This is a genomic window from Sagittula sp. NFXS13 (genome assembly GCF_040148795.1).
GTDB lineage: Bacteria > Pseudomonadota > Alphaproteobacteria > Rhodobacterales > Rhodobacteraceae > Sagittula > Sagittula marina.
Map to the genome: position 1 here is coordinate 199,008 of NZ_JAGEMH010000001.1, position 25,414 is coordinate 224,421.

23 protein-coding genes are annotated in these 25,414 nt (G+C 60.1%); 8 read left to right on the forward strand and 15 right to left on the reverse strand.

Annotated features, from left to right (window positions below; all coding sequences use genetic code 11):
- Nucleotides 1-4: 4 nt before the first annotated feature.
- The 7 genes from J4E08_RS00925 to J4E08_RS00955 all read right to left on the reverse strand — a co-directional run bounded on the left by J4E08_RS00925 (nt 5) and on the right by J4E08_RS00955 (nt 9,408).
- Nucleotides 5-943: a dihydroneopterin aldolase gene (locus J4E08_RS00925; protein ID WP_349536907.1), complete on the reverse strand. Its 939-nt coding sequence runs from the start codon at nt 941-943 to the stop codon at nt 5-7.
- Nucleotides 944-1,042: 99 nt separating this feature from the next.
- Nucleotides 1,043-1,681 carry a cell wall hydrolase gene (locus J4E08_RS00930; protein ID WP_349536908.1) on the reverse strand — a complete coding sequence of 213 codons (639 nt, stop codon included), beginning with the start codon at nt 1,679-1,681 and terminating at the stop codon, nt 1,043-1,045.
- Between the two features lie 182 nt (nt 1,682-1,863).
- The gene (locus tag J4E08_RS00935) at nt 1,864-4,374 is read right to left on the reverse strand and encodes a putative PEP-binding protein (RefSeq protein WP_183965731.1); all 2,511 of its coding nucleotides are present in this window, start codon (nt 4,372-4,374) and stop codon (nt 1,864-1,866) included.
- A 253-nt stretch (nt 4,375-4,627) separates the two neighbouring features.
- Entirely contained in the window at nt 4,628-6,712 is a 2,085-nt protein-coding gene (gene glyS, locus J4E08_RS00940) for a glycine--tRNA ligase subunit beta (RefSeq protein ID WP_349536909.1), read from the reverse strand.
- A gap of 108 nt (nt 6,713-6,820) precedes the next feature.
- A complete protein-coding gene (locus J4E08_RS00945) occupies nt 6,821-7,684 on the reverse strand; it encodes a DUF1206 domain-containing protein (RefSeq protein ID WP_349536910.1) in 864 nt (287 codons plus the stop codon).
- Between the two features lie 258 nt (nt 7,685-7,942).
- Complete coding sequence (locus J4E08_RS00950; RefSeq protein ID WP_349536911.1) at nt 7,943-8,458, reverse strand: DUF6446 family protein; 516 nt, start codon at nt 8,456-8,458, stop codon at nt 7,943-7,945.
- Complete coding sequence (locus tag J4E08_RS00955; RefSeq protein ID WP_349536912.1) at nt 8,455-9,408, reverse strand: glycine--tRNA ligase subunit alpha; 954 nt, start codon at nt 9,406-9,408, stop codon at nt 8,455-8,457. The genes J4E08_RS00950 and J4E08_RS00955 overlap by 4 nt, the downstream gene beginning before the upstream one ends.
- A 149-nt stretch (nt 9,409-9,557) precedes the next feature.
- Between J4E08_RS00955 and J4E08_RS00960 the strand changes: the two genes are divergently transcribed.
- Entirely contained in the window at nt 9,558-11,417 is a 1,860-nt protein-coding gene (locus J4E08_RS00960; RefSeq protein ID WP_502949226.1) for a trypsin-like peptidase domain-containing protein, read from the forward strand.
- Between the two features lie 52 nt (nt 11,418-11,469).
- On the opposite strand, the gene J4E08_RS00965 is transcribed toward J4E08_RS00960, so the two are convergent.
- Nucleotides 11,470-12,372, reverse strand: a complete 903-nt coding sequence (locus J4E08_RS00965) for a DMT family transporter (RefSeq protein WP_349536914.1) — start codon at nt 12,370-12,372, stop codon at nt 11,470-11,472.
- A gap of 116 nt (nt 12,373-12,488) precedes the next feature.
- Between J4E08_RS00965 and J4E08_RS00970 the strand changes: the two genes are divergently transcribed.
- Complete coding sequence (locus J4E08_RS00970; protein ID WP_349536915.1) at nt 12,489-12,659, forward strand: hypothetical protein; 171 nt, start codon at nt 12,489-12,491, stop codon at nt 12,657-12,659.
- A gap of 70 nt (nt 12,660-12,729) precedes the next feature.
- Here the strand turns inward: J4E08_RS00970 and ilvC are convergent, their stop codons facing one another.
- Nucleotides 12,730-13,752 (reverse strand): ketol-acid reductoisomerase, encoded by a 1,023-nt coding sequence (ilvC, locus tag J4E08_RS00975; protein WP_183965365.1) that lies wholly within the window; start codon nt 13,750-13,752, stop codon nt 12,730-12,732.
- 141 nt (nt 13,753-13,893) lie between these two features.
- On the opposite strand from ilvC, the gene J4E08_RS00980 reads away from it, so the two are divergent.
- The 4 genes from J4E08_RS00980 (at nt 13,894) to J4E08_RS00995 (ending at nt 17,450) form a co-directional block, all read left to right on the forward strand.
- On the forward strand, nt 13,894-14,349 hold the full coding sequence (locus J4E08_RS00980; protein ID WP_183965364.1) for an Lrp/AsnC family transcriptional regulator: 456 nt from the start codon (nt 13,894-13,896) through the stop codon (nt 14,347-14,349).
- Nucleotides 14,346-14,810 (forward strand): Lrp/AsnC family transcriptional regulator, encoded by a 465-nt coding sequence (locus tag J4E08_RS00985; protein WP_349536916.1) that lies wholly within the window; start codon nt 14,346-14,348, stop codon nt 14,808-14,810. Before J4E08_RS00980 ends, J4E08_RS00985 begins: the two co-directional genes overlap by 4 nt.
- Before the next feature lie 300 nt (nt 14,811-15,110).
- A complete protein-coding gene (locus tag J4E08_RS00990) occupies nt 15,111-15,818 on the forward strand; it encodes a GGDEF domain-containing protein (protein ID WP_349536917.1) in 708 nt (235 codons plus the stop codon).
- A gap of 504 nt (nt 15,819-16,322) precedes the next feature.
- Entirely contained in the window at nt 16,323-17,450 is a 1,128-nt protein-coding gene (locus tag J4E08_RS00995; protein ID WP_349536918.1) for an aminotransferase class V-fold PLP-dependent enzyme, read from the forward strand.
- Between the two features lie 79 nt (nt 17,451-17,529).
- On the opposite strand, the gene J4E08_RS01000 is transcribed toward J4E08_RS00995, so the two are convergent.
- From J4E08_RS01000 to J4E08_RS01015, 4 genes are all read right to left on the reverse strand, one after another.
- The gene (locus J4E08_RS01000; protein WP_349536919.1) at nt 17,530-18,090 is read right to left on the reverse strand and encodes a hypothetical protein; all 561 of its coding nucleotides are present in this window, start codon (nt 18,088-18,090) and stop codon (nt 17,530-17,532) included.
- A 257-nt stretch (nt 18,091-18,347) separates the two neighbouring features.
- Nucleotides 18,348-19,541, reverse strand: a complete 1,194-nt coding sequence (locus tag J4E08_RS01005) for a UbiH/UbiF family hydroxylase (protein WP_349536920.1) — start codon at nt 19,539-19,541, stop codon at nt 18,348-18,350.
- A gap of 71 nt (nt 19,542-19,612) precedes the next feature.
- The gene (locus J4E08_RS01010) at nt 19,613-19,813 is read right to left on the reverse strand and encodes a hypothetical protein (RefSeq protein WP_183965358.1); all 201 of its coding nucleotides are present in this window, start codon (nt 19,811-19,813) and stop codon (nt 19,613-19,615) included.
- Between the two features lie 131 nt (nt 19,814-19,944).
- Nucleotides 19,945-20,598 carry a pyrimidine 5'-nucleotidase gene (locus J4E08_RS01015; protein ID WP_349536921.1) on the reverse strand — a complete coding sequence of 218 codons (654 nt, stop codon included), beginning with the start codon at nt 20,596-20,598 and terminating at the stop codon, nt 19,945-19,947.
- A 101-nt stretch (nt 20,599-20,699) separates the two neighbouring features.
- On the opposite strand from J4E08_RS01015, the gene J4E08_RS01020 reads away from it, so the two are divergent.
- The gene (locus J4E08_RS01020) at nt 20,700-21,344 is read left to right on the forward strand and encodes a GntR family transcriptional regulator (RefSeq protein ID WP_183965354.1); all 645 of its coding nucleotides are present in this window, start codon (nt 20,700-20,702) and stop codon (nt 21,342-21,344) included.
- Nucleotides 21,345-21,352: 8 nt separating this feature from the next.
- Here J4E08_RS01020 and J4E08_RS01025 read toward each other — a convergent pair whose 3' ends face one another.
- Together J4E08_RS01025 and carA are read right to left on the reverse strand one after the other, a co-directional pair.
- The gene (locus tag J4E08_RS01025) at nt 21,353-23,245 is read right to left on the reverse strand and encodes a glycosyltransferase (RefSeq protein WP_349536922.1); all 1,893 of its coding nucleotides are present in this window, start codon (nt 23,243-23,245) and stop codon (nt 21,353-21,355) included.
- A 313-nt stretch (nt 23,246-23,558) separates the two neighbouring features.
- The gene (carA, locus tag J4E08_RS01030) at nt 23,559-24,707 is read right to left on the reverse strand and encodes a glutamine-hydrolyzing carbamoyl-phosphate synthase small subunit (RefSeq protein ID WP_349536923.1); all 1,149 of its coding nucleotides are present in this window, start codon (nt 24,705-24,707) and stop codon (nt 23,559-23,561) included.
- Nucleotides 24,708-24,895: 188 nt separating this feature from the next.
- Between carA and J4E08_RS01035 the strand changes: the two genes are divergently transcribed.
- Nucleotides 24,896-25,357: a GatB/YqeY domain-containing protein gene (locus tag J4E08_RS01035; protein WP_183965350.1), complete on the forward strand. Its 462-nt coding sequence runs from the start codon at nt 24,896-24,898 to the stop codon at nt 25,355-25,357.
- The last annotated feature ends 57 nt before the right edge of the window (nt 25,358-25,414 follow it).

Below are 25,414 nucleotides of genomic sequence, written 5' to 3' on the forward strand. Positions count from 1 at the left end.
GGTTTCAGAAAAGCGGGTCGCCCACTGCGATGGCGCGGGCAGGGACGTGCGTGCTGTCTGGCAGATCTTCGCCGATGATCAGCAATTCGCAGGCTTCCATCTCTTGCGCAAACCAATCGCTCAGCGCCGTGGCATCCTGAGGTTCTACGCTCGGCCCTTCGATGGCATCGAGCACGATCTTGGACGGCGCCCAGACGCAGGTCTGACCGTTCTTCATCGCCCAATCGAGTTCCGTTCGCGTGGCAACGACCTTGCACCGCAGGTCGCGTGCCGCAAGCCGCCATCCGTTTTGCTCGATGGCCAGTAGATCCACGCGGCGTTGCGTCATGTGGTGCCTTGTGCTCAGCGGGGGTTCTGGTGGCAGGCCGCAGCACAACACCACCGGAGCGCGACGCGCGACAAGAGTGTCCACCCAGCGCCCCAGATCAGGGTGATCCATGGCGTCGTTCGACAGATGGACAACTCGGGGATGCGGACGCTCTGACGCGGTTTCATCGGCCAAGGCATTGAGATGTGCAGCCACATCGCTGCGGGCGCGCACGATTTCGACGCCCAGGGCGCCAGGCCCACGATCAAGCTTTTCGATGCGGACAAAGGCCCGCAGTGCCTGAGGCTCCAGCAAGATCCGCTCCGCTATGCGTTCTGCCAGAGTTTCCAACAGGTTGAGGCGTTCGGCAGCCAGCTCATGGGCAATGGCCTCTGTGACACGGTCATAGGACAGGATGCGGTCTACGTCGTCATCCAGATCACCGGTAAAAGGCGCGACCTCCACCACGACATTGAATTGAATGCGCTGCTTTGTGCCGCGCTCTGCCTGAAACGCGCCGATCTCGACCTCGACCACATGGTCGCGCAGTGAAATACGGTCGCGCGGGGCGTCGCCAGCTGTCGCTATGGCCCGTTCGGACGGATGCGCAAAGGCGAGGCGGATTTCAGAGGCCATGGCGGGCTCCTTGCCGGTAGGATTGTTCGCGCCACAATAAACATGCGTCGCCGGAATGGCAGGGCCAAAACGGCGCATCACAACCAAAAAGCGGTCGATTTACCGTGGGTTGTGGTAAAACAAATGGTCGCCAATGCTTGCGGTGCGGGTAAAGGCCGAGGACCATTTCGGGCGCACGGCATTGGTATGATAGTAGGTTGCCCCTTTGGTAAGCGGCCGCGGCGCACCGGACAACATCACTTTGGCAACCTTGCCAACGCGCGCCCAGCTTGCGGGTTCATGGATATTCTCTGGGTGGCCGTCGCAGGTATAGGTGAACTGGCAGGCATACTTACGTCCCGTACCTTGGTTCACCACGCCGCAGACGGAGCTGGGAAACCGCGGCGACGACACGCGGTTCATGATGACTTCGGCCACAGCAAACAGACCCTTGACGGTTTCTCCGCGGGCTTCGAAATACAGCGCTTCTGCGAGGCATTCCCATTCGGCACCGCCTCTGGCAATCGGCTGTGTGGTCAACCACGCACGATCGTACCTAATTCGGCCTGCTCCCATGATGGCAGAGGCCGGGATCGGCGTGACCAAGCTCTTGAGATGGCTGGACTGCGTGCGCGAAAGCGCGCGTGTTTCCAGAGCGACGAGGGTCTGCGCCCTACGGACTTGATCGGCCATTGCCGGCAGGGTTGTGGTGGTGACCGCCGCTAAAAGGCAAAGGGCGCGGGTCAAGGCTTGGATCATTGGGCGCTCTCTGAATACGAAATCAATTGTCTCAATCCGGGCATTTGCCAGTCGGAACGGGGCGTTATGTACCGAAATTAAACAGTTGCGTAAAGCGACAGGACCGCGCAGGGCGTGTTCCATTGGGCGTGAAGTTGCCCAAGGGTCAACGTCAGCATAGGAATCCCTTGTATCGCGGCGACTTAGCGCCGTGTCGGTCGGGCAACACCCGTCTCACGAAGTGACAGCTGTGCCGCTGCCAACCGGGCAACAGGCACCCGGAAGGGGGAGCAACTGACATAATCCATGCCCACTTCGCGGCAGAAGGCAATAGATTCGGGGTTGCCGCCATGCTCCCCGCAAATGGACAGCATCACATCTTTGTTCGTGGCACGGGCACGCTGCACCCCGGCGGCGATCAACTCTCCCACGCCCTCTATGTCCAGACGGTGAAACGGGTCCTCGTCGAATACGCCCTGCTGCACGTAATCTGACATGAAACGCCCGGCATCGTCGCGTGAAAGGCCATAGGTCATCTGTGTCAGGTCGTTGGTCCCGAAGGACAGGAACTGGCAATGCGGCGCGATATCGTCGGCGCGCAGGCAGGCGCGGGGCGTCTCTGCCATGACACCAAGGCGGAAGGTGAAATAGCGTCCACGTTCGGCGCGCACTTCGGCGGCAACCGCGTCGATACGGGCGCGCAGAATCTCGACCTCACGTTTGGCGCTAACCAAGGGCAGCATGATCTCGGGCACAACGGGAGCGCCTTCACGAGAGGCATCCAGTGTCGCCTCAAAGATCGCGCGCGCCTGCATGTCGTAGATTTCCGGCACCGTGATGCCAAGGCGCACGCCGCGCAGTCCCAACATTGGATTGTATTCCGCCAAGGATTCCACCCGACGCGTCACGTCAGAGATAGGCATGTCCAACGCCTCCGCCAGATCGCGCAGCCCGGCGCGGTCTTTCGGCAGGAACTCGTGCAGCGGTGGATCAAACAGACGAATGCAGACCGGCAACCCTTCCATGATGCGGAACAGCTCGGTGAAGTCGGCGCGCTGCATGGGCAACAAGACAGCAAGCGCAGCCTGCCGGTCTTCCGGCGTGTCTGCAAAGATCATCTCGCGCATGGGCGTGATGCGCTCGGCGTCAAAGAACATATGTTCTGTCCGGCACAGACCGATTCCCTGCGCCGCAAACCGCCGTGCAGTGGTTGCATCAGCGGGGGTATCGGCATTGGCACGAATGCCGATGTCACGGACCTCGTCCGCCCAGCCCATGAGCGTCTGAAACGCGTCATCGAGCGCGGCCTCTACCGTTTCCGGGCTGCCCAGCAACACCTCGCCCGAGGTGCCATCCAGCGTGATGACGTCGCCTTCCTTGAAACTGCGCCCACGTTCACCGATCAGCATCTTGCGATGCAACTGGAACTGCATCCGCGCCGCGCCGACCACACAGGGCAGACCAAGTCCGCGCCCGATCACTGCCGCGTGGCTGGTAATGCCGCCACGCTCTGTCAAAACGCCGACGGCCGCGTGCATCCCGCGTATATCTTCGGGCGAGGTTTCACGCCGCACCAGAATACAGGCCTCGCCACGCGCAGCACTGGCCTGCGCGTCTGCTGATGTGAACACCACGCGCCCCGTCGCCGCACCGGGGGAGGCGGCGATGCCGCGCCCGATCACATCGCGTTCAGCGCCTGGGGCGATCTGTCGGTGCAGTAACTCTGAAAGGGCCCTCGGTTCTATCCGCATGACGGCTTCCTGCTCGGATATGATGCCATCTTGCGCCAGACGCACAGCGATCCGCACCGCCGCGCGGGCCGTGCGCGCCACGCGGACGCCATCCAGAATATGCACCTCGCCACCCCGGATCGTGAACTCGATCTGCATTTCCTCACGCAACCTGCGGCGCACGAGCTGGGCAAAATCGTTCAGCTTGGCAAAGGCCTCTGGCGCGAGGTCCTGCAATGACGGTCCACGCGGGTCGCGTTCAAGATACAGGCTGCAGTGGCGTTTGCGCAGCGCATCGCGACCTTGGCTCTGGCTCAGATAGCGCCCGGTGAGTTGGGGCAGCCCGGTGTCGCTTTCGACCAGTTGCAACACGCCTGAACCGCATTCACCGTGTCCCAGACCCAGTGCCATCTCCTGCACCACAAGGCCCAGGCCCGCATCCACAGGCGCGCCTTTTGCCTGGCGCAAAAGGCGCGCGGTCGTGCCTTCCCAGGCGCGCGCCATGGACCGCAGAACCTCACGCAACTGTACAGCCGGATCCTGCGGGAAGGGCTCCTCAGCCTCTGCCTCATAGGCCGCCAATGCATCGGACAGGCCGGCTGTGCCGCTGTCGTCGCTCTCGTCGAATTCATCAGGGTCAAGCCGCGCCACATGCACGGCGTAGGACTGAACAAACCGAAGGTATAGCGCCGCTGCCGCCTGCGTCCCGATCTCATCGGACAGGGCCTTATACCGTGCATCGTTCATGCCGATGTTCAAAATCGCGCTCGGCCCGCCCCAATCGGGATCTTCGGACGACGGTCGGACGCAGAGCAGGGCATCGCTGTCGAAAGACGCAAGCAGACCTCTCATATCCGGCAAGGTCCCGGCAGCGATCCGATGCACCTCGTCAAAGGACAAGGCGACGGTGCAAGGCACTGGCAGATCGAGGCGCACCAAGCGTTGCAAACATTTTGCGCGACCGCCATGGGTTGGCGTCGCCATGGGCGCAGAGGGCGTGATGAGCGTCACGTCACGGTGATCCGGGAGGGCTTTCTGCACTGCAGCACCTGTCTTGTTCGCGCGCAGAATACGCAGAGAAAATCATGTGACAAGATGTGGAATGGTCGCGGTCCCGAGCGGTGAAGACTGTGTGGTGCCCGTATACGGACCGCTTTGTTCATTTGCTTTGGAAGGACCTCTATGGACCGGGGGCTTTCCCCCGGACCATGGTCGTACTGAAACGATCGTTTTGTGATCAGCCGTCCAGACGGGTCAGATCCGCAACCTGAAGGCAGATCGTCCGGATCCGTGACAGCAGGTTCAGGCGGTTGCGTCGGATGATACTGTTGTCGGAATTGACCTGAACCGCATCAAAGAACGTGTCGATCGGCGCGCGCAGAGCGGCCATCGCCTCCATTGCAGCGGCGAAATCTTCGGACTGCATGGCCGGGGTGATCTTTTCCTCGGCCGCATCGAGAGCCTCGAACAGTGCTTTCTCCGCGTCGGTCTCGGCGTACTTCACATCCGCGCCGAAAGAGTACTCGACGCCGTCCTTTTCTTCGGCCTGAGAGAGGATGTTATTGGCGCGCTTGAAGCCCTGGACGAGATTTTCGCCATCCTCGGAGCTGAGCAACTCTTGCAACGCCTCGGCGCGCTTGACCAGCAGTACGAGGTCATCCGCGCCATCCATCGCAAGACAAGCGTCGATCACATCGTGACGGATGCCTTCAGCGCGCAGGTGCACCTTCAGGCGGTCATGGATGAAGGCGAGAAGATCGGGAGCCACTGCACCGGGGTTTCCCCCGGTTTCGATGCTATTCAGACCGGTCGAAATCACGTCCGATAGCGACATCCGTAAATCATTCACCAGTACCAGCCGGATCACTCCCAACGCAGCGCGGCGCAGGGCGAAGGGGTCCTTGGACCCGGTCGGCTTCTCGTCGATGGCCCAGAATCCGGTCAGCGTGTCGAGCTTGTCCGCCAGTGCCACGGTGACGGCCACAGGCTCAGACGGGACATCATCGGATGGACCGAGCGGGGAGTAATGTGTTTCGCAGGCGTTGGCGACCTCAGGGGGAAGGCCAGCGGCTTCTGCGTAGTAGCGGCCCATCAGCCCCTGCAATTCCGGGAATTCGTAAACCATTTCCGACGACAGGTCGGCCTTGGCGACTTCAGCGGCCTGACGGGCCAATGCAGCATCGGATCCGACCTGCGGGGCCAATGCCTCGGCCAACGCGGCGATGCGCTGGATGCGCGCCTGCTGCGATCCGAGTTTGTTGTGGAAGGTCACGTTTGACAGACGATCCGTCCAGGCGGTCAGCCCGTCAGTCGTCGCCACGCGCAGGTCGTTTTCCCAGAAGAACTTCGCATCCGACAGCCGTGCGGCCAGAACCTTTTGGTTGCCTGCAAGGATGGTTGCGCCGTTGTCGCTGGTTTCGATGTTGGCAACCGTGACGAATTTCTCGATCCGCCCGGTCTTGGGGTTCTTAACCGAAAAGAACTTCTGATGTTCTTTCATGGAGGTTTGCAGCACTTCTGGCGGCAAGCCTAGAAAATCTTCGGCAATGTCGCCCATCAGAACAACCGGCCATTCTACCAGGCCTGCAACCTCTGCCAGCAGACCATTGTCCTCCACGACTTCCAAGCCTTGGGCGAACGCCATGTTGGTTGCGTCGTTCCAGATATGCTGTTCGCGCTCAGATGCGTGAAGAATGACCTTCGCCTGCTTCAATTTCGCATCGTAATCATCGAAAGACGTCACATCGAAAGGTTTGCCGCCCATGAAGCGGTGACCTTCGGTCGTGTTGCCCGCCGTGATCCCGTCGATGTCCAGATGGACGATTTGCGCGCCTTCCTCCGTTGTCAGGATGCACGTAATGCGATGCAGGGGGCGGACCCAGCGCAGTGTGCCCGAGCCCCAGCGCATGGATTTTGGCCAGGGAAAGCCGCGCACCGTCTTTTCCAGCACCTCTGCGATGATCGCATCGGCCTTTCGGCCCGGAGTGGTGACAGTGGCGAAGTAGAAGCTCCCCTTCTTTTCCTCGCGCTCTTCCAGCTGTTCGCGGGTCACGCCAGCGCCGCGCATGAACCCTTCGAGCGCCTTGTCCGGTGCGCCGACTTTCGGGCCGCGACGCTCTTCTTTCAGGGTGGGGGATTCCGGCGTGAGGCCGCCGACCGTCAATGCCAGGCGACGCGGCGTGTGAAACGCCGCTGCCGAAGCGTAGGTCAGTCCTGCTTCGACCAAACCATCGGTCACCAGCTTCTGAAGGTCGGCGGCGGCTTTGGCCTGCATCCGCGCGGGGATTTCCTCGGAAAAGAGTTCGATCAGAAGGTCCGGCATCGTATCACCACAGCTTTGCCCGCACCAATCCGGCGCGGGCGTGTCTCGTTGTGGCTGGTGTCTAGCGGCCCCGGCGCGGGGTCGCAAGCGCCCCTAGGGGAAATGGCCTCAGGCAGTGGCTTCGTGCAGCTTGCCCTCGGCTTTGAGCTTGGCCTGCCTCGCCATTGTCATGACGTCAGGTCCAGCGTAACGCGGCAGGATGCGATAGGTGCCTTCAACGGCGTTTTCGATGGCAAAGCCGATAAGGCCGAGACCAACAGCGCCCAACAGGATGCGGCCAAACGACATGGAGCGCAGTTGACCAAGCGCTTCGCCGACGCCGCCAGCTTGGCTTGGATCGGTGTTGATGGCTGCAATGAGGATAGAAATACCGATCAAGCCAACGACGACACCTTCGGCAATGCAGCCGAACTTCATGGCCGGGTCGAGTTTCTGTGTGGTCGGAGTGACGCGGATGTGTTTCTTGTACTTCTCGCCCCAACCTTTGCGCATGTAATAAACACCGGCGCCGATGGTGATAACGCCGACGATACCCACCAGCCACGGTCCGTAAGGCATGGACATCAGTTTCTGCGTCGCGCTTTGAGCCCCCCCTCCGTCGGAGCCATTGCCGCCGCCCATTGCGGTGGCCGCAACGGACACACCGATGGCACCGTGGATCAAACCGGTAACAGCTAGGCCGATCCGCGCAAACATGCCCTTGGCATCGCTGCCATAGTCGTCAAGGTCGAGTGCGGCGTCGACAAGTCTCCAGACCATGTAGGCAAACAAACCTATGGAGATAACCCAGAGGGCAAAAACGCCCAAGGGCGCAGAGCGCAAGTCGGCGAGTGCGTTGGTTGTGCCCTGGGCCTGCCCTCCGCGAACGGCAGCGAGGAAGGCCAGCACCCCGACAATTGTGTAGACAGCGGCGCGGGCATAATACCCTGCGCGCATGACGGGTGGGACCCACGCTGGGGCTTTATCGGACATTTGGGCTTCCTCCTGTTGCTTGTAGGGACAGCGTTTGAGGAGGGGAAAGGTTCCGAGGCGGGCAAGATTTCGCCAACTTCGGGCCATCAGTCGCGTCGGAGACGGGGGTAATTCAGCCTCGCCAAATGACCTTGTCTCGGCGTCTTTTCACGCAGCAGTAAATCGAGGCGGCGGTCCAAAACCCTTTGGGCACAAAAGCATTGTCTCCGCAGGCCGAACAGCCGCGTTTCGGCTGTCGATCCTGCGTGCCGGCTCAAATCAGCGCTCGGGGCACTCGTCGCCCAGAGGTGTGCCGTCATAAGCCTTGTCGCCGCAATCGTTGACCTCGTGCCAAACGTAGCCGCGTCCGTCGTCTGTGATTGCCACGACGCGGTCGATGCCGAATTCGCGGTTGCGTTCGTCAACAAAGACCACCGCAGTGTCGGCTTCGATTTCGCCACCGATGGCCTCGGCATCGAAACAGTCGAACCAGCCCGGCGCAACGCGCGGTTCAGCGCCTTCGTAGATCTCGTATGTTTCTGTCAGCATCGGGATCGACATCGGTGTGGTAAAGCACGCACGATAGCGAATGGGAGAGCTGTTGGCGTCGATGGCCTCGAAGTTCTCGTACAGGATCGGTTCGCGTTCGCCCGTGGCCATGTTCAATAACATGACGTCGGTGCTGCCATTGGCCTGCACGGGTTCGTAGTAATAATACACCTGCGTGTAGTAGACCACGGCACCGAAAAGGAGCGCCACGATCACGATGGCCGCCGCAAATATCTTGCCTGTCACGCTGCTTCTCCGGGCTCGAACCCACCGGCTTCGGTCTGGACAAAGGCATCGGCACACATTTTCGCCAGCGCCCGGACGCGGCCAATGTAGGCTTGGCGTTCGGTGACGGAAATCACGCCGCGCGCGTCGAGCAGGTTGAAGAGGTGGCTCGCCTTGATGCACTGGTCATAGGCGGGATGTGCCATGATGATACGCTTGCCGGTCTTCGGGTCCGTATGGTCTGCCGCCAGGATCGAAGCACATTCGGCCTCTGCCTTGATGAAGTCTTCGAAGAGTTTCTCGGTGTTGGCCACATCGAAGTTGTGGCGCGAATATTCTTCCTCGGTCTGGCGAAAGACATCACCGTATTTGAGGGCGATCGGCGACTGCGGATCGTTGAACGGCATGTCCATCACATGATCGACGCCGAGCACATATATGGCCAGACGCTCCAATCCATAAGTCAATTCGCCGGACACTGGATGGCAGTCGTGACCGCCAACCTGTTGAAAGTACGTGAATTGCGAGACTTCCATACCGTCGCACCAGACTTCCCAGCCCAAGCCCCATGCGCCGAGGGTCGGACTTTCCCAATCGTCCTCGACAAAGCGCACGTCGTGTTTGGACATGTCGATGCCGATGGCTTCGAGCGAGCCGAGGTACAGCGCCTGAAGATCCGGCGGCGAGGGTTTGATGATGACCTGATACTGGTAGTAGTGCTGCAAACGGTTGGGGTTCTCGCCATAGCGCCCATCGGTGGGACGGCGCGAGGGCTGAACATAAGCAGCGGCCCAGGCCTTTGACCCCAGTGCCCGCAGCGTGGTGGCGGGGTGAAACGTGCCCGCGCCAACTTCCATGTCGTAGGGTTGCAAAACGGCGCAGCCCTTGCCCGCCCAATAGGTCTGCAAACGCAGAATGATCTCTTGGAAAGAGGTCGGTTTGGGCAGCGATGTGGATTGGGTCTCGGGCATTTCGGGCTCCCTTGCGGCGGTTGCGGTCTGATTAGGCGGCAACAGGCGCGGGGTCAATCTGAACGGGGCTTGATTTTCGCGTGCACAGGCTGCCTGATCTGGTAAGTAACCTGTTGATTGTCGAATTGTAGCTAGGGTCTGTGACACATATGCCGAGCCATTTGAAATACCTCGTTTTTGCGCTGGCCCTCGCAGGGCAAAGCGCGTTTGGCCAGACAGCGCCGGATACGGAGCAGTTTTATATTCAGGTCGAGGCACGCACGTCTTTGACGGGCGCACAGTCCTCGGTTCGGCGGTTTTCGCGAACTCTCGGAAATGTGAACGGCTTTTCCCTGGGCGGTGGATGGTACGGCGTGGCCGTTGGCCCCTTCGCCGACCGCGACGAGGCAGAGGCGTTCCTCGGTCAGATGATGGTGAACGGGGATATTCCGCCGGACAGCTACATCGAAAGCAGCAACGTCTATGGCCGCCAGTTCTGGCCCGTCGGGGCTCAGGTCACTCAGGACGCGGCGACCGAAGAGTCAGCGGCTGATGTATCGGAGCTGCGCCAGCAATTGGCCGAGGACGCGACGGACCTGACCGAACGCACGCGCGAAGCGATCGTCGAGGATGCCGAAGAACCGGCGCCGGTGACAGATGAGGCGATCGTTGAATCGCAGACCCCATCGGTGCGCCCTGTGGATGTCGACGAGGAAACCCCGCGCGAGGCGCGCAATTCCGAACGGTTGCTAAACAGGGACGAGCGGGACGCGCTGCAGATCGCGTTGCAATGGGCCGGCTTCTACGACGGTCGGATTGATGGCGCCTTCGGTGGCGGCACGCGCCGTTCCATGGCCGCTTGGCAAGACGCCAGTGGTCTGGAGGCCACAGGCGTTTTGACAACGCTTCAGCGCGAAGAGCTGCTGCGTCAGTACAACGCCGTGCTTGATGGTTTGGGAATGCGCGACTACCTCGACAACCGGGCGGGCATCGTGATGCAGATGCCGATGGGTGTCGTGTCTTTTGATCGATACGAAGCGCCGTTCGCGCTCTTTGAACCGACAGGGGACTTGCAGGCGCGGGTGCTGCTGATTTCTCAGCCGGGAGACTCGCGCACGCTCAACGGCCTGTATGAGATCATGCAGACGCTGGAAATCGTTCCGACCGAGGGAGAACGCAGCCGCGACCAGCGTGGCTTCCGTCTGACCGGTGCGAACGACCGCATCGTCTCCCATACCGAAGTCGGCCTGCAAAACGGCGAGATCAAGGGCTTTACCCTGATCTGGCCCGCAGGGGACGAAGAGCGGCGCACGCGCGTTCTGGCGCTGATGCAGGACAGCTACCAGCGCGTCGATGGTGTTCTGGACCCGGCGGCCGTGACCGATGACGGCCAATCGGTCGACCTTGTGTCTGGCCTGCGCGTGCGCACGCCGAAGGGTAACGGCTCGGGCTTCTTTATTGATGATCGAGGCACTGTTCTGGCCTCGTCCGCGACGGTCGGTCAGTGCGACCGTGTGACGATCAACGGAAGCTATGATGCGGAGGTCATGGCCACCGATACACAGCTCGGCGTGTCACTCCTGCGTCCTGTGGACACCCTGTCGCCGCGTGGCGTCGCGCAGTTCACGGTTGAAACGCAACGGTTGCAGTCCGAAGTTGCCGTCGCCGGCTTCAGTTTTGGGGGGGTGCTGACCGCGCCGACCCTGACGTATGGAACGCTGGAAGACACGCAAGGCTTGGATGGCGAGGAGACAGTCAAACGTCTGGCCATGAACGTCATGCCCGGCGATGCGGGCGGCCCGGTTTTTGATGCGGGCGGTCAGGTGATGGGCATGCTGCTGCCGCGTGACACCGACGGCGGGCGCGTCCTGCCCGATCAGGTAAGCTTTGCCGCCAAGGGGGAGTTGATCGTGGACTTCCTTCGGGCGAACGGTGTGCAGTCCACGGTGCGGGGCAGCGTCGGTACGCTGGCACCAGAAGATCTGACGGCGCAGGCCACTGATATGACTGTCCTGGTAAGCTGCTGGTAAGCGATCCGCACTGGACAGACCCCTTGAAGGCCCTGCCGCGTGCGGGGCCTTTTCATTTACCGAACAGCCGTTTCAGCGCGCCCCACTGGCTCAGAAATACTCCGGCGAGGATCAAGGCCATTGCCAGCAGCAGTGAGGGGTGCAGTTGCTCACCCAGCACCAGAACGCCCAAAACGACAGACCACAGCGGCACCTGATAGTTCGTCAGGCTCATGAACACCGGCCCGGCAGAGCGCACCACCAACACCCGCAAAAGATTGGCCCCTGCAGTGGGCACCAACCCTAGCACAGCCACGACCAACAGCGTCTGCGTATCGGGCATAACCGGCATCCCCTCACGCAGCAGCGCCACGGGAATGACCAAGGCAGAGCCAATCACCAACGGCACGGCAGCCAGCCCGATGGGATCGACGGGCGGCATCCGGCGCATGGTGACGGTGCTGACTGCGTAACACCCGGCGGCGCAAAGGCACGCAAGGCGACCAAACGGCTCCATCGCTTCACCGGTGGACGCCAGCGCCTCTGGTCCAATCAACACAACCACCCCGACAAAGCCGATCAGAAAACCGATAAACCGCCGTAGGGTCATGCGCTCGCCGGGTAGGAAGACGTGCGCCAGCGGCAAGACAATCAGCGCGACGGCGGCCATGCTGACGCCCGCAAAGCCGGAGGTCACATATTGCAGCCCCCAACTGAGCAGCATGAAGGGCACGGCGGTTGACAGCAGCCCGACAGTGACAAGCGACAGCCATGCACGGGTGTCCGTCAGCCAAAGCCGCCCGCCAAGGACGCGCCAGATGACCACGGTCAGTGCAGCGGCAAAGCCAATGCGATACGCCGCCAGCCAAAACGGTGTCATGCCGCGCAAGGCGATTTCCATGAACAGAAAGGTTGCGCCCCAGACGAGGCCAAGCGCCAGAACCATGATCCAGCTTCGCGCAGTGATTTCGGGCATCGTTCGGAGGTCCTGTTTGGTGGCCGGAGGACCTAAGGCGCGGCAGTATGTCGCGCCACGGGAACGTCAGGCGGGCCACGCGTGTTCAGTTCATTAATTCACAAGGAGGAACTGGAATGGGTGCTACAGAGATCGTTGTAATTCTCTTTCTCGTCACGCTTGGAGCAGTATTGGTCTTTGCACTTGTCAGCAAGAAAAAGATCGAAGACCGCCGCCATGATCCTGACGCCACGAAATCTACGCTGGCTGAAGACAAGTCTTCGACCGGGAAGCCAGCGGACGTGTAATTCCGTCCTGAAGCTAAAGGCGGCACCGCATTCGATGCCGCCTCATTTTCTGTCGTCTCGGTAAGCGAGATCAGTTTTTGGACTTGTCGACCATCTTGCCGGCTGAAATCCACGGCATCATGCCGCGCAGCTTGGTGCCGGTTTCTTCGATCATGTGCTCATCGTTGGCGCGGCGCGATGCTTTGATCGTTGGCTGGCCCACTGCGTTTTCGAGCATGAAGTCACGCACGAATTTGCCCTGCTGGATGTCGGTGAGAACCGCTTTCATGGCCGCCTTTGTCTGCTCGTAGGGCAGAATGCGCGGACCGGTGACGTACTGGCCGTACTCGGCGGTGTTCGAGATCGAGTAATCCATGTTTGCAATGCCGCCTTCGTAGATCAGGTCCACGATCAGCTTCACTTCGTGCAGGCACTCGAAATAGGCCATTTCCGGCGCGTAGCCGGCTTCGACCAGAGTCTCAAAGCCGCAACGGATCAGTTCGACGAGACCGCCGCACAGAACCGCCTGCTCACCAAAGAGGTCGGTTTCGCATTCTTCGCGGAAGTTGGTTTCGATGATGCCAGAGCGGCCGCCACCGATGGCGGAGCAGTAGGAAAGACCGATTTCCAGCGCCTTGCCGGTGGAGTCGGTGTCAACAGCCACGAGGCAGGGCACGCCGCCACCCTTGGTGTATTCGCCGCGCACGGTGTGACCCGGGCCTTTGGGCGCCATCATGATGACGTCGACGCCTTCCTTGGGCTCGATCAGGCCGAAGTGCACATTCAGGCCGTGGGCAAACGCGATGGCGGCGCCGGGCTTGATGTTGTCGTGGACGTATTTCTTGTATGTCTCGGCCTGAAGTTCGTCGGGCATGGTGAACATGATGACATCACACCATGCGGCGGCTTCTGCGATGCCCATGACCTGAAGGCCCTCGGCTTCGGCTTTCTTGGCGGAGGCAGAGCCTTCGCGCAGAGCCACGACAAGGTTCTTTGCGCCGCTGTCGCGCAGGTTCAGGGCGTGGGCGTGGCCTTGCGAGCCGTAGCCCAGAATGGCGACCTTTTTATCCTTGATCAGGTTCACGTCGCAATCGCGGTCATAGTAAACGCGCATGTGTCTCTCCTCGGGTTTTCGAAGTGCTTATGGATTGAGCGGAACTTACGCCGTTGCGACGCGAGAGCGGTTGCGTTTTTTGAGTGTTTTCAAAGTCCAGAAACACAAGTATTCGTCATTTCCTAAATTATCGGAGAAATCATGCTTGATGACACGGATCGACGCATTCTGCGACACTATCAGGCGGAGCCGGACATCGCGGCATCGGATCTTGCCGAGCGGGCAGGGGTGACGCCATCTACGCTGACACGACGATTGGAGCGACTGCGGGACAAAGGCATCCTGCGGGGGCTGTGTGGTGTAATAAACTGGCAGGCTTTGGGTTGGGAGGTGGAGGTGTCATTGCGTGTCACGCTGGACAAAACACAGCCGCGCGCTTTTGACGAGTTTATCGCCGCCGCTCGTGAGGTGTCAGAGGTTATGGAGATCCAGACCTTCCTCGGTCAGACGGATGTGCGCCTCGCCGTGATCGCTCGGGATATGGCGCATTATCAGCAGCTTTATCGCAAGCGCCTTCTGACCCTGCCGCATATCAACGATATCGAAGCGCTGATGCATGTGGCACGCGTCAAGGATACCGAGGCGCTGCCGCTATGATCTCGCTTGACGATACGGACCGGGCCTTGATCCGGGCGTTGGCAGAGGATGCCACGCAAACGGCGGGAGCTTTGGGGCGCGCGCTTGGGCTGTCGCAACCGGCGTGCTGGCGGCGCATAAAACGGCTGCGCGAAGCGCATGCCTTCCGCGAATCGCGGTTGGACGTGGATACCGAAGCGTTGGGCTTTGGCGTAACAGTGTTTTTAGGGGTTAAGCTGGCGACGAAAGGGCGGGTGAGCCTTGAGGATTTTGAGCGTGCTGTTTCCGCAATTCCCGAGGTGCAGATCGTGGAGCATGTTCTGGGTCTGTTTGATTACCGTCTGCGTGTCGTTGCACGCGACATCCCTGATTTCGAACGGGTTTTGCGGCGGCGGATCATGACATTGCCGGGGGTGGGCAATCTGGAGGCCAATGTCCTGTTGTCCGAGGAACGCCGCGCCGGACCGCTCGATCTGATCTGATCTGATTTACAGAAAATCCAATCTATTCGGTTAGTATCGTTTAAAGATTTCCCATGCCATTTGTGCCATACACACAGGGCGGCTAGCGACCCTTCTGGCAAGGGCTGTCGCCGGCGATAGGCGTTGCCTTGTCGTCGATCCGTGTATTGGAAAGGCTTGGAGAAACCGGCTGGAACTTCGACCCGAAGGGTCGCCAACAGGGCCGAGCGGGAACGTCAAATGGCATGGCACAAAGGATATTTGTTGGTCGCTATTCTGCTGGTGACCTCGTTTAGCAACCTGTTGGTTGCCAATACGGTCATGATGATGGGCGTGGCGATACCGCAGGGCTTGCGGCTGCTGGCGAGCCTTGCATTTTCTGCCGGTCTCACGGTGCTGTTTGCGGGATCGCTGATCCGACAGGCACAAAGCAGCGCGCGCACTGCCGAGGAACTGCGCCGCCGCGTGTTTCGAGACCGGCTGACCGACGTGTCCACGCGCGATTACCTGTTCGAACGTCTGTCGCGATGCCCGCGGGTCAGCGGAATCGTTCTGATGGTAGACATAGACCGCTTCAAGCGGATGAATGATACGCATGGCCATATGGCTGGAGATCAAGTCATTCGGACAGTAGCCAACGCGCTGCGTGTTCAGTGCCGTACGGAAGATATCGTCTGCCGTTTTGGGGGCGAGGAGTTTTTGATCTTCCTGGCAGGCAGCGACGAGGCACACGGGAAGGACGTCGCGGAACGTCTGCGCGCCTCGGTGAAAGATGCGTGTACGGACTTCGATGGTCAGAAACTGCGCGTAACAATTTCTGTCGGTGCCGCGCTGAAAGCTCAGGAAGAGACCATTGATATGGCCATCCGGGCGGCAGACGATGCGCTTTACCAAGCGAAAAGATGCGGGCGCGACCGTGTGGCCCTGTCTTGGGAGCCGCGCGTGCCAGACCGCACCTGCCGGCTGTCATCTGAGGTGCTATGTCCCATAAGGCCGAGAGCCGCGGAGCACTGGCCAAGTAACGCTTGAGCGTATAGCGCGCCAAATCGGATGAGGGATGCAGGGCGTCCAACTCTGGAAGAAACGAAACGATTTCGTCACGCAACTCTGCGTCGACTGATTCACGTTTCTCGTCTGCCAAATGCGGGGACACAATAGGCGTTGAAGTCGGTTGCAATCATGAAGATGACGTCATTTGCCTCCCAGGCACACTCCATCCTCACCGAGGATCAAACCGCCTTCATCGAGGTTCCCGCCCTTGTTTCTTGTAGGGTTAGTGGGAACTTCTAAAACGCTGAGGGTAATCAAAAAACGTCAGGTCTGTCTCGCTCCTTACGGTATCGTCCGGATTGTTGCCCACGCCAGATTGACTGCGCAAATTTTTGTAATGCGCCTGTTGGCGCCAAAGCTCCAAGTCCCCCGAATGAGGCCATGCCGGCCTTCCGCGCTTGAGACATCGCGCAAATGCGCCAATGGTTTCTCTTTTGCCGCAAGGCGCACTGCGCTAGGTCAGAGAAAACGATGGAGAAAACGATGGCCGCATTGCTCGACACGATTGACCCGGATGGGCTCGAAGAATTCTCGGTGGTTTTCACCGACCGATCACTTAACCACATGTCCGGCGCGTTTCAGACGGTTATGACCGATATTTCGGGCATGTTGAAAGAGGTCTACAACGCTCACGCCGTGGCCTTGGTGCCGGGTGGTGGAACTTACGGAATGGAGGCCGTCGCCCGTCAGTTCGGTCAACAGGCAGACGTGTTGGTGGTCCGCAACGGTTGGTTCTCCTACCGTTGGTCGCAGATTTTTGACGCTGGTCAATTCGGCGGCGAGACGACTGTGATGAAGGCGCGTCAAACCGGCAACGCGGTAGACGCGCCGTTTGTCCCTGCGCCGATTGAAGAGGTCGAGGCCAAAATAGCAGAAGTAAAGCCGGCGCTGGTCTTTGCCCCGCATGTGGAAACGTCGGCGGGCATGATCCTGCCAGATGACTATATCAAACGGCTTGCAGCAGCAGCGCATGAGGTCGGCGCGCTCATGGTGCTGGATTGCATTGCCTCGGGCTGTGTTTGGGTGAACATGGCCGAAACCGGCGTGGACGTGTTGATCTCAGCCCCGCAAAAGGGATGGTCCGCCACGCCCTGTGCAGGCCTTGTAATGTTGTCAGAACGTGCAATGGCTCGGATGGAGGAGACGACCTCTGACAGTTTTGCCGTGGATCTGAAAAAGTGGCACCAGATCATGAAGGCTTACGAAGACGGTGGCCACGCCTATCACGCGACAATGCCGACGGATGGCCTGCGCAGCTTTCGTGACGCCATGGCAGAGACGAAGGACTACGGCTTTACCCGCCTGAAAGAGGCACAATGGGCGCTGGGCAACGGCGTGCGTCAAGTGTTTGCTGAAAAGGGCGTGAAAAGCGTGGCGGCAGAGGGCTATGCCGCGCCCGGCGTCGTGGTTTGCTACACAGACGATCCGGCGATCAAGTCGGGCAAGGCCTTTGCCGAGAAGGGCATGCAGATTGCAGCCGGTGTGCCCCTGGCAGTGGATGAGCCAGACGGCTTTTCGACCTTCCGCGTCGGTCTGTTCGGGTTGGACAAGCTTTACGACGTTGACGGCACCATCGGACGCCTGCGCGCCGTGGTGGATCAGGTTCTTTAACGCAGCAGAGGAAGATCTTTGCCGCGCCGATATAAACTCGGCGCGGCCGCGAACGACCAAAGTAGAAACGCCCTTGGGATCATTGGCTAAACATGGCCACCACATCCGGGTGAGGCGCTGGCAGCACGGTAATATGCCCAGACAGAGCTGTGCCCGGCGCAGCGCAAGTGCCCGCAACACCGTCTTTCGTGTTTCCCGGACACAGAGCGTGGTTGGTGTGCAATCCGAAGTACGCATTGCCCCGTTCCACTTCGCTCAGCACAAAATCGGCACCGCCCTCCGGCCCGACAATCGGATCTTCGACCTTCCAGTTGCTGACGCGAAACACAAAGCCGGTGTCTGTCTCTTCATATTCGCCCGGCAACTGTTGGATGAAAAAGTTGGGACCCCCTTGTGGATAGTTGTGGATATGGATCGAGCCGAGCATGCCGCCGGGTCCTGCGGGTGCCAAATCGTCGGTCGACGTGCCGTCTATGGTCATCACCAACTCTATAATCGTGCCGGTGTCGCGGTCATATGTCAGCGATGCCGCGCCCTGTGCCGGGACGCTAGAGCCCCAGTGTGCAGAGACAGCATGACTTGCACGCATTTCCGACACCGCGCGGACGACTTCGGCACCGGCAGACAAAGGAAAAGCCATGGCGCACGCACAGGCGGCGCCCAGAATTGTGTTAATTTGCATGAGGTTACCTTGGATGTTTGGCGTCTTGGTTCGTAAAACCTTTGTTGCTTGGACGCCTTAAAAGTAGGTAAACGAATCTTTTCGCATGGCGTCTGTTGCCATAGCGTTCTCAAAAAACAACTCACCAGATGTGGGGAGCTGCTTTTTCAACCTTGGAAAACCTCAGGCGAGTTTTTCTGGTTGGATTCCCGTCTCTCGAAAAGGAATCGCCTGGGTCAACCAGAAGCGCCCAAACCGACCTTCATCAGCGACGTCCGCACCGGCTTCATGCCGTAGAGCGCGTCCAGACCCTTTGCCCGCAGATCGCGCAAGGGTTGCGACGACATTTGGCTTATGCGGTTCAACGCAGTTATTCCGGCGACGCGTGCGCGCACATCAGCGGCCCGGCGATTGTGGTAGGCATCCAGCATCTGAGCGTCCCCCAGCCGGTCTGGTGCGGCGACAGCCAGATGCCTCAGCGCGATGATGTCCTTCAAGCTCATATTCAGGCCTTGCGCGCCAATCGGGGGCACCACGTGTGCGGCCTCGGCCACCAAGGCGATGCGCTGGCCTGACAGACGATCGGCCTCTTGTGCGATGATCGGCCAGACGGTCCGACGCGAGGCCAGAGACAGCGGCCCAAAGAGGTGGCAGGAACGTTCCGACATCTCCGCTTCGAGCTCCTCGGGGGACAACGCCATACGCCGCGCGCACTCCGGGCCACTGTCCATCCACACAATGGCAGAGGATGGGCGGCCGTCGTGATCGGGCAGGGGCACCAGCGTGAACGGGCCGCCTGTGCGGTGGATCTCGGTCGAGACGTTGTCGTGCGGGATCGGATGGGTCACCGCAAAGGCCAGCGCCTTTTGCCCGAACCGTGTGGTTTTGACACCAATGCCAGCCGCCTGCCGCATGGGGGAGGAGCGACCATCAGCGGCGATCACCAGTCGTGTCCTGATCCGCGATCCGTCGGACAGGGAGACACGCGCTTCGCCTTCTCGGGTGAACAGGCCGGTAGTGGCCGTGCCGGGGCGGAAATCGACATGCGCCAACTCCGCCAAACGGGCTGTCATCTCGCGCCGCAGCAACCAGTTGGGCAGGTTCCACCCGAAAGGTTTGTCAGAGATATCAACGGACTTGAAATCCTTGATCACCCGTGGCTCTGCCACCTCGCCACCGGCATCGACGATGCGCATGGTTGTCAATGGCATGGCGTATTCTGCAAGACGCGGCCATAGACCCACCTCGTCGAGAAACATCTGCGCGGGCTGCAAAAAGGCTGTTGTGCGCAGATCCGAGCCATCGGCCTCGCGGTCTGTCACAGGAGGCGTCGGGTCCACCACCAAAGTGGAAAACCCGGCCTGCGCAAAGGCGGCTGCGGCGGTCAGACCCGCGATGCCGCCGCCCGAGATGGTGATGTCATAATCCATGGTCATTCTCCTTGCGACGATATCTAGTACGCACAAGGGGGAGGGACCATGCGACCGGTTTGCGGCTTGGCCTATTTTCCCACGGTGATCAGCAAAAGAACGACGAACATCACCGGTACGCAGGTCAGAGCGATCATGGCGAGCGCGGGCAGCCCCCAGAAATATGTGGCCAGCGCAACGATCTCGAGAAAGACCAACACGGTCCAAAGTATGTTGTGTTCGACTTTCGCTGCGGGCGCGGCGTTTTCCGAGAAGGTCTCAATGCTGCTCATTGCGTGTCTCCTGTGTGGCTGTGTCGGAGACATATGCATTCGTTGCATCAAAGGTACGTGCGAAATGTCGCATAGCGCCAAAACCCATGTCTTTGGGGGTAATCTGCGACAATCTGCCTGAGCCTTGGCCGTCAGCCACCCGTGTATTTCGACACCTTTTTCAAAAATGCCGTGAGATTGTCGGTGTGGTGGTGAATGTGTTCGGCCGGGGCCGGCTCTGGCGCCACATGGACGGTCGTCATGCCAAGCGCGTGTGGCACTTCGAGGTTCCTGGAATCATCTTCGAACATCACGGCCTCTGCGGGGGACAGCCCGTCGAGAGCAAAAATCCGATCAAAGGCGGAGGCGTGCGGTTTGGGCAGATAATCGGCGTGCTCAACCCCGTAGATCGCGTCAAAAGCGTCTGAAAGCCCACGAGCTTTCAGCACCCGCGCGGCATAAGGCGCGCTGCCGTTGGTATAAACGATGCGCCGACCGGGCAGGGCGGCGATCAGCTCCGCCAGATGCGGATCCGGCTCCAGCGCATCAAAAGAGATGTCGTGCACCTCATCCATATAGGCGACAGGGTCAACGCCGTGGTTTTGCATCAATCCCGCCAGCGTCGTGCCGTGCTCACGCCAATAGAGCGACCGCATTTCATCCGCTTCGGCATGACCGATGCCCAGCGTGTTCATGACAAAGCTGTTCATTTTGACCTCTATCTGGTCAAACAGCCGCATATGTGGCGGGTAGAGCGTATTATCGAGGTCAAAGACCCAGGCGCGTAAGCGTTCAAATCGTTTCATATCCAGAGATATAGGTCGAAATGCGTCAATGAGGCAATTCATGGCGCTTGTTTGTGCCTGCGGCAAAAGGCTAGTTTACGCCGAACATTTTAGGAGACCCCATGGCCCAGCCGAAGCCCACTCAGAAGGATGCGTACACGCTGATCCTCGACGCGATCGACTCAGGAACATACCGTCCCGGCGACAGGCTGGTTGAAAGCGAACTGGCAGAGCGATTTGGCGTGTCACGCACCCCTATCCGCGAGGCGCTGCAACGGCTGGAAACCCAAAGCCTGCTGGCCCGCGACGGGCGCTCGCTGATTGTCGCCTCGCTCGATCATAACCAGATGGCGGAGCTTTATGCGGTGCGCACGGAGCTGGAAGGACTGGCCGCACGGTTGGCCGCACGGCATGCAACTGCCGAAGAGGTCCGTGTGCTCAAGGATATGGTGGAGGAGGACCGCGCCTTGATGGCTGATCCGGCCGCCTTGGCCCGGGCCAATCGGCGGTTTCACAAGATGATTCACCTGGCGTCGCACAACCGCTTCCTGGTGCAGCAGCTTGACCTTGTGCACCGCTCCATGGCTCTGATGGCCACGACCTCGCTTGCGGCGCAGGGCAGAGGTGAAATCGCCATGGCCGAGCACAGCGCAATCGTCGAAGCCATCGCCAAACGTGACGAGGCCGCCGCCTATAAAGCGTTGCGCGATCATATATCGGTGGCCTTCGTCACCCGGTTGAAGCTGGAATCCAGCGAGGGGCTTTGATCTGACATTCAGACATGGGTGTCGGGCGGAATGTCCGCGTCCTGATGGTCTGGGTCGGAATGCCCGTGCTGCGTCTTGTCCCAGTAAAACGGGCTAAACGCTGTCTCCCACAATGCTTTGTAAACGGCGGCGGTGCCCATCGGGAAGTATGCGAACATCGTCGGAACCCAATGGTAGAGCTGCGCATGTGGGCTCCGGGCGAGAGCCGCGATTCCTATGACAAAGGAAATCGCCTCCGCCGCAAGGAAAAGTCCGGTCAGTGCCAGGATGCCTTCACGCGCCATGTAGCCATCCATCGGATGCGGCAGCCCTACGACGATAAGCCAAAACGACCACAGCACCGGCGCCAACGCAAATTGCAGCAAGGTGCCGAGCAGAAGAGCCTGAAGTCCAAAAAACCGCTTCGCCCCAAGGTCTTGCCAAAGCCTCTTTGGGCGTCGACTGTGCACCCACCACGTGATGCCATATCCCTTGAGCCAACGGGACCGCTGTTTGATCCACGGCCAGAAGCGATTGTTGGCTTCTTCGCGTGTGACGGAGCGGATCAGTTCTGTCTGCCAGCCATGGCGGGCCAGCCGCATCCCCAGATCGGCGTCCTCGGTCACGTTGTGCGCATCCCATCCGCGCACTTTTTCCAATGCTTCGCGGCGGAAAAAGACGGTCGTCCCTCCCAGCGGCACGGCGAAGCCCATGCGCGCCAAGCCGGGCAAAACAATGCGGAACCAGCTTGCATATTCGATGGTAAAACAGCGCGACAGCCAATTTGCGCGCGGGTTGTAGTAGTCGAGAATGCCCTGAACGCAGCCTACGTCGCGCGAGGCCTTTGAAAAATGAGACACCACGTGCTCGATCTGATCCGGCGCAGGCGCGTCCTCGGCATCATAGATCCCCACGATCTCGCCTTGGGTGAAGCGCAAGGCATAATTGAGCGCGCGCGGTTTGGTCTGAATCTCGCCCGGTGGCACCGTGATGCGCCGCATCCACGGCGGCAAGGTCGTGCGGTTCAGGGTCTGGCATGTGACTGCGTCCTCAGCTTCCAACACCAGTACCACGTCAAGCAGCGCTTTGGGGTAAGTCAGCCGCGACAGCCGTTTGATCAGCGTCGAGGCGATTTCCTGTTCGTGAAACAACGGCACGATGATCGTGACGACGGGCGGGTTGCGTGGCAAATACACCAAGGGCGCAGGCTGTCGTCTTGGCGCGGCTATCAGCGCGGACACCTTCAAGACCTGACTGACGAGCAGCGATCCGAGCGCCATGATCAGAGCGGCGCCAAAGAAAAGGTGGGGGACGGTTGCCAGCAGCCCAAGCGCCACGATGATCGCAACCAGAGCAATCCCGCTGGCCAGCGGACCGGCCTTGTTCAGGTCCCGACAGCTGTCCTCGGACGGCACCCAATTTTCGGCCGCTTTCGCAAGCGCATCCCCGTGGCGACGTCCGATTTCGTCATGGATATCTGCTTCAAGCGCCAGGGCCATTATGACCGGACCCAGATCCGGGGGCAGGTTTGCCAGCATCGCGTCGAACTCGTCAGGGCGGGAGGTGGCCAGGACCAGGGTATCCCCTAGCCTGACCCAAGGCAGTACCCCGTGCTGCAGGCAAAAATCTCCCGGGAGTAGACCCGCCAATGTCACATCGGCTGGCGTCGTTGTCTTGTCCATGATCAGCGCGCCGTAGTGGCGCGCCTGTGCCTCCAGCACCTGTTGTCGTGTGGCCAAGGCCTCTGCCGTCATGACACGCGCGATAGGTTGTCCGATACGCGCGGCCTCTGCCATCGCCCCCAGCATCACACGCGGGGTGCTGGTATGGTTGTCGAGCAATATCCGGCTGACCGGCTGCCCGCGTGGGTCACCAGCTTGAGCCAGTAACGCGTATGGAAGAGGATGAACTGGATGGGTCATGAGAGGTCCCGGTTTGAACCTTCATGGTGGCGACCATCCGCTTAAAAACACCTTAACGTGTTTTGAAACGGAAGGAGAACAACCCAGTATATTTCATTGCGTTAATTGAACGCTAACGAGGCGTCGGGCTTTTAACAAAGCTTAACGGATACAATACAAGAACGCTCGCATCCTTTGATTGTTCTGATGCGGCTTAATCGCCTTTTGGGAGAGTGTTGGCACAGCTTGAATTCCGGAAGAAGCTACCCGCGACTCGGTAAAGACAATCTAAACGCCCCTGCCACATCACAGAATGCGGCAGGGGCGGAATACCTTATGCCATGGAGGCTGCGAAGCGTTCAAACAGGTAGAAGCTGTCCTGCGGGCCGGGGCTTGCCTCCGGGTGGTGCTGGACTGAAAACACGGGCCGATCATTCATGCGGATGCCGCAGTTCGACCCGTCAAAGAGGGACACATGGGTCTCCATCACACCGGCCGGAAGGGACTGGCTGTCCACGGCGAACCCGTGGTTCATGGAGGTGATCTCCACCTTCCCGCTTTCGACATCCTTGACCGGATGGTTGGCGCCGTGGTGGCCGTGGTTCATCTTGATAGTACGACCGCCAAGCGCCAGCGCCAGCATTTGATGTCCAAGGCAGATCCCGAAGATTGGCAGATCGGACTGTTCCAGCAAGCCCTGGATCATTGGCACCGCGTACTTTCCCGTGGCCGCCGGATCGCCGGGGCCATTGGACAGAAAAATGCCATCCGGGCTGTGGGCCATCACATCCTCATAGGTCGCAGAGGCGGGCAGTACGGTCACGTCACAACCGGCGGAGGCGAGGCACCGCAGGATGTTGCGCTTGGCACCGTAGTCGATTGCAACGACCTTGTGCTTGGCATCCTTTTGGCGGACGTGGCCCTCCGGCCATGCCCACCGCATCTCGTCCCAGCGGTAGCTCTGCGCGCAGGTGACGTCCTTGGCCAGATCCAAGCCTTCGAGACCGGAAAAGGCCCGCGCCGCTGCCACCAGCGCTTCGATATCAAAGTTGCCGTCCGGGTCATGTGCCAATGCCACGTGCGGTGCGCCCGACTGGCGGATCGCGCGCGTCAGGCGGCGGGTGTCGATCCCACCGATGGCGATACGTCCCCGTGCCGACAACCAGTCTGAAAGGCCCTGCACAGAGCGCCAGTTGGACGGCGTTGTCGGCATCCACTTCACCACCATGCCCGCCGCGACGGGGTCGCCGGTTTCGTCGTCCTCTGGATTCACGCCCACGTTGCCCACATGCGGGAAGGTGAATGTCACGACCTGACCGGCATAGGACGGGTCAGTCATGATCTCCTGGTAGCCTGTCATCGCGGTGTTGAAGCACAACTCCGCTGTGACCTGACCCGTGGCGCCGAAGCCTTGTCCGTAAAACAAAGTGCCATCGGCAAGGGCGAGGCAGGCGGTTGGCGCGGGTTTGGATGCAGCAGACATGGGCGACTCCGGTGGCAGGGGCAAATCGCGCGGAACCTAAGCCGCGCACAGTGGGCGGTCAAGAGGCGCTGTGCCTTTTGTAAATCCGTTTAATTCCAATGGGTTGTTGTGATCCGCCTTGGCTTGCGCCGACCATTGGCCTCCGGTATGTTACCGGCTTATGAAAGTCATACCGGAGATTAGGGCGCATGGAACTGCGAGATAGGGTCAATGCGGCCGTAAAGCAGGCGATGAGAGACAAGGATTCGGCACGTTTGTCGACTTTGCGTTTGATCAACGCCGCCATCAAGGACCGCGACATTGCTGCACGGGCCGACGGCAATGACAATGGTGTCGGAGAGCCGGAAGTGCTGGCGATCCTCGGCCGTATGGTCAAGCAACGCCGCGAAAGCATGAAGACCTACGAAGAAGGCGGGCGGCTGGATCTGGCTGAACGGGAGGCAAACGAGATCGTTGTGATCGAAGAGTTCCTGCCGCGCGCCTTGAACCAGGACGAAGTGTCCGCCGCTGTGGACTCCGCCGTGGCCGAAGTGGGCGCGAGCTCCATCCGGGACATGGGTCGGGTTATGGGCGTTCTGAAGACCAAATATACTGGTCAGATGGATTTTGGTGCCGTGGGGCCACTGGTGAAGGATCGCCTTTCGGCGTGACGCTGAACCGTACCTAAAAGAAAGGCCCGCAAACCACGGTTTGCGGGCTTTTTCGTG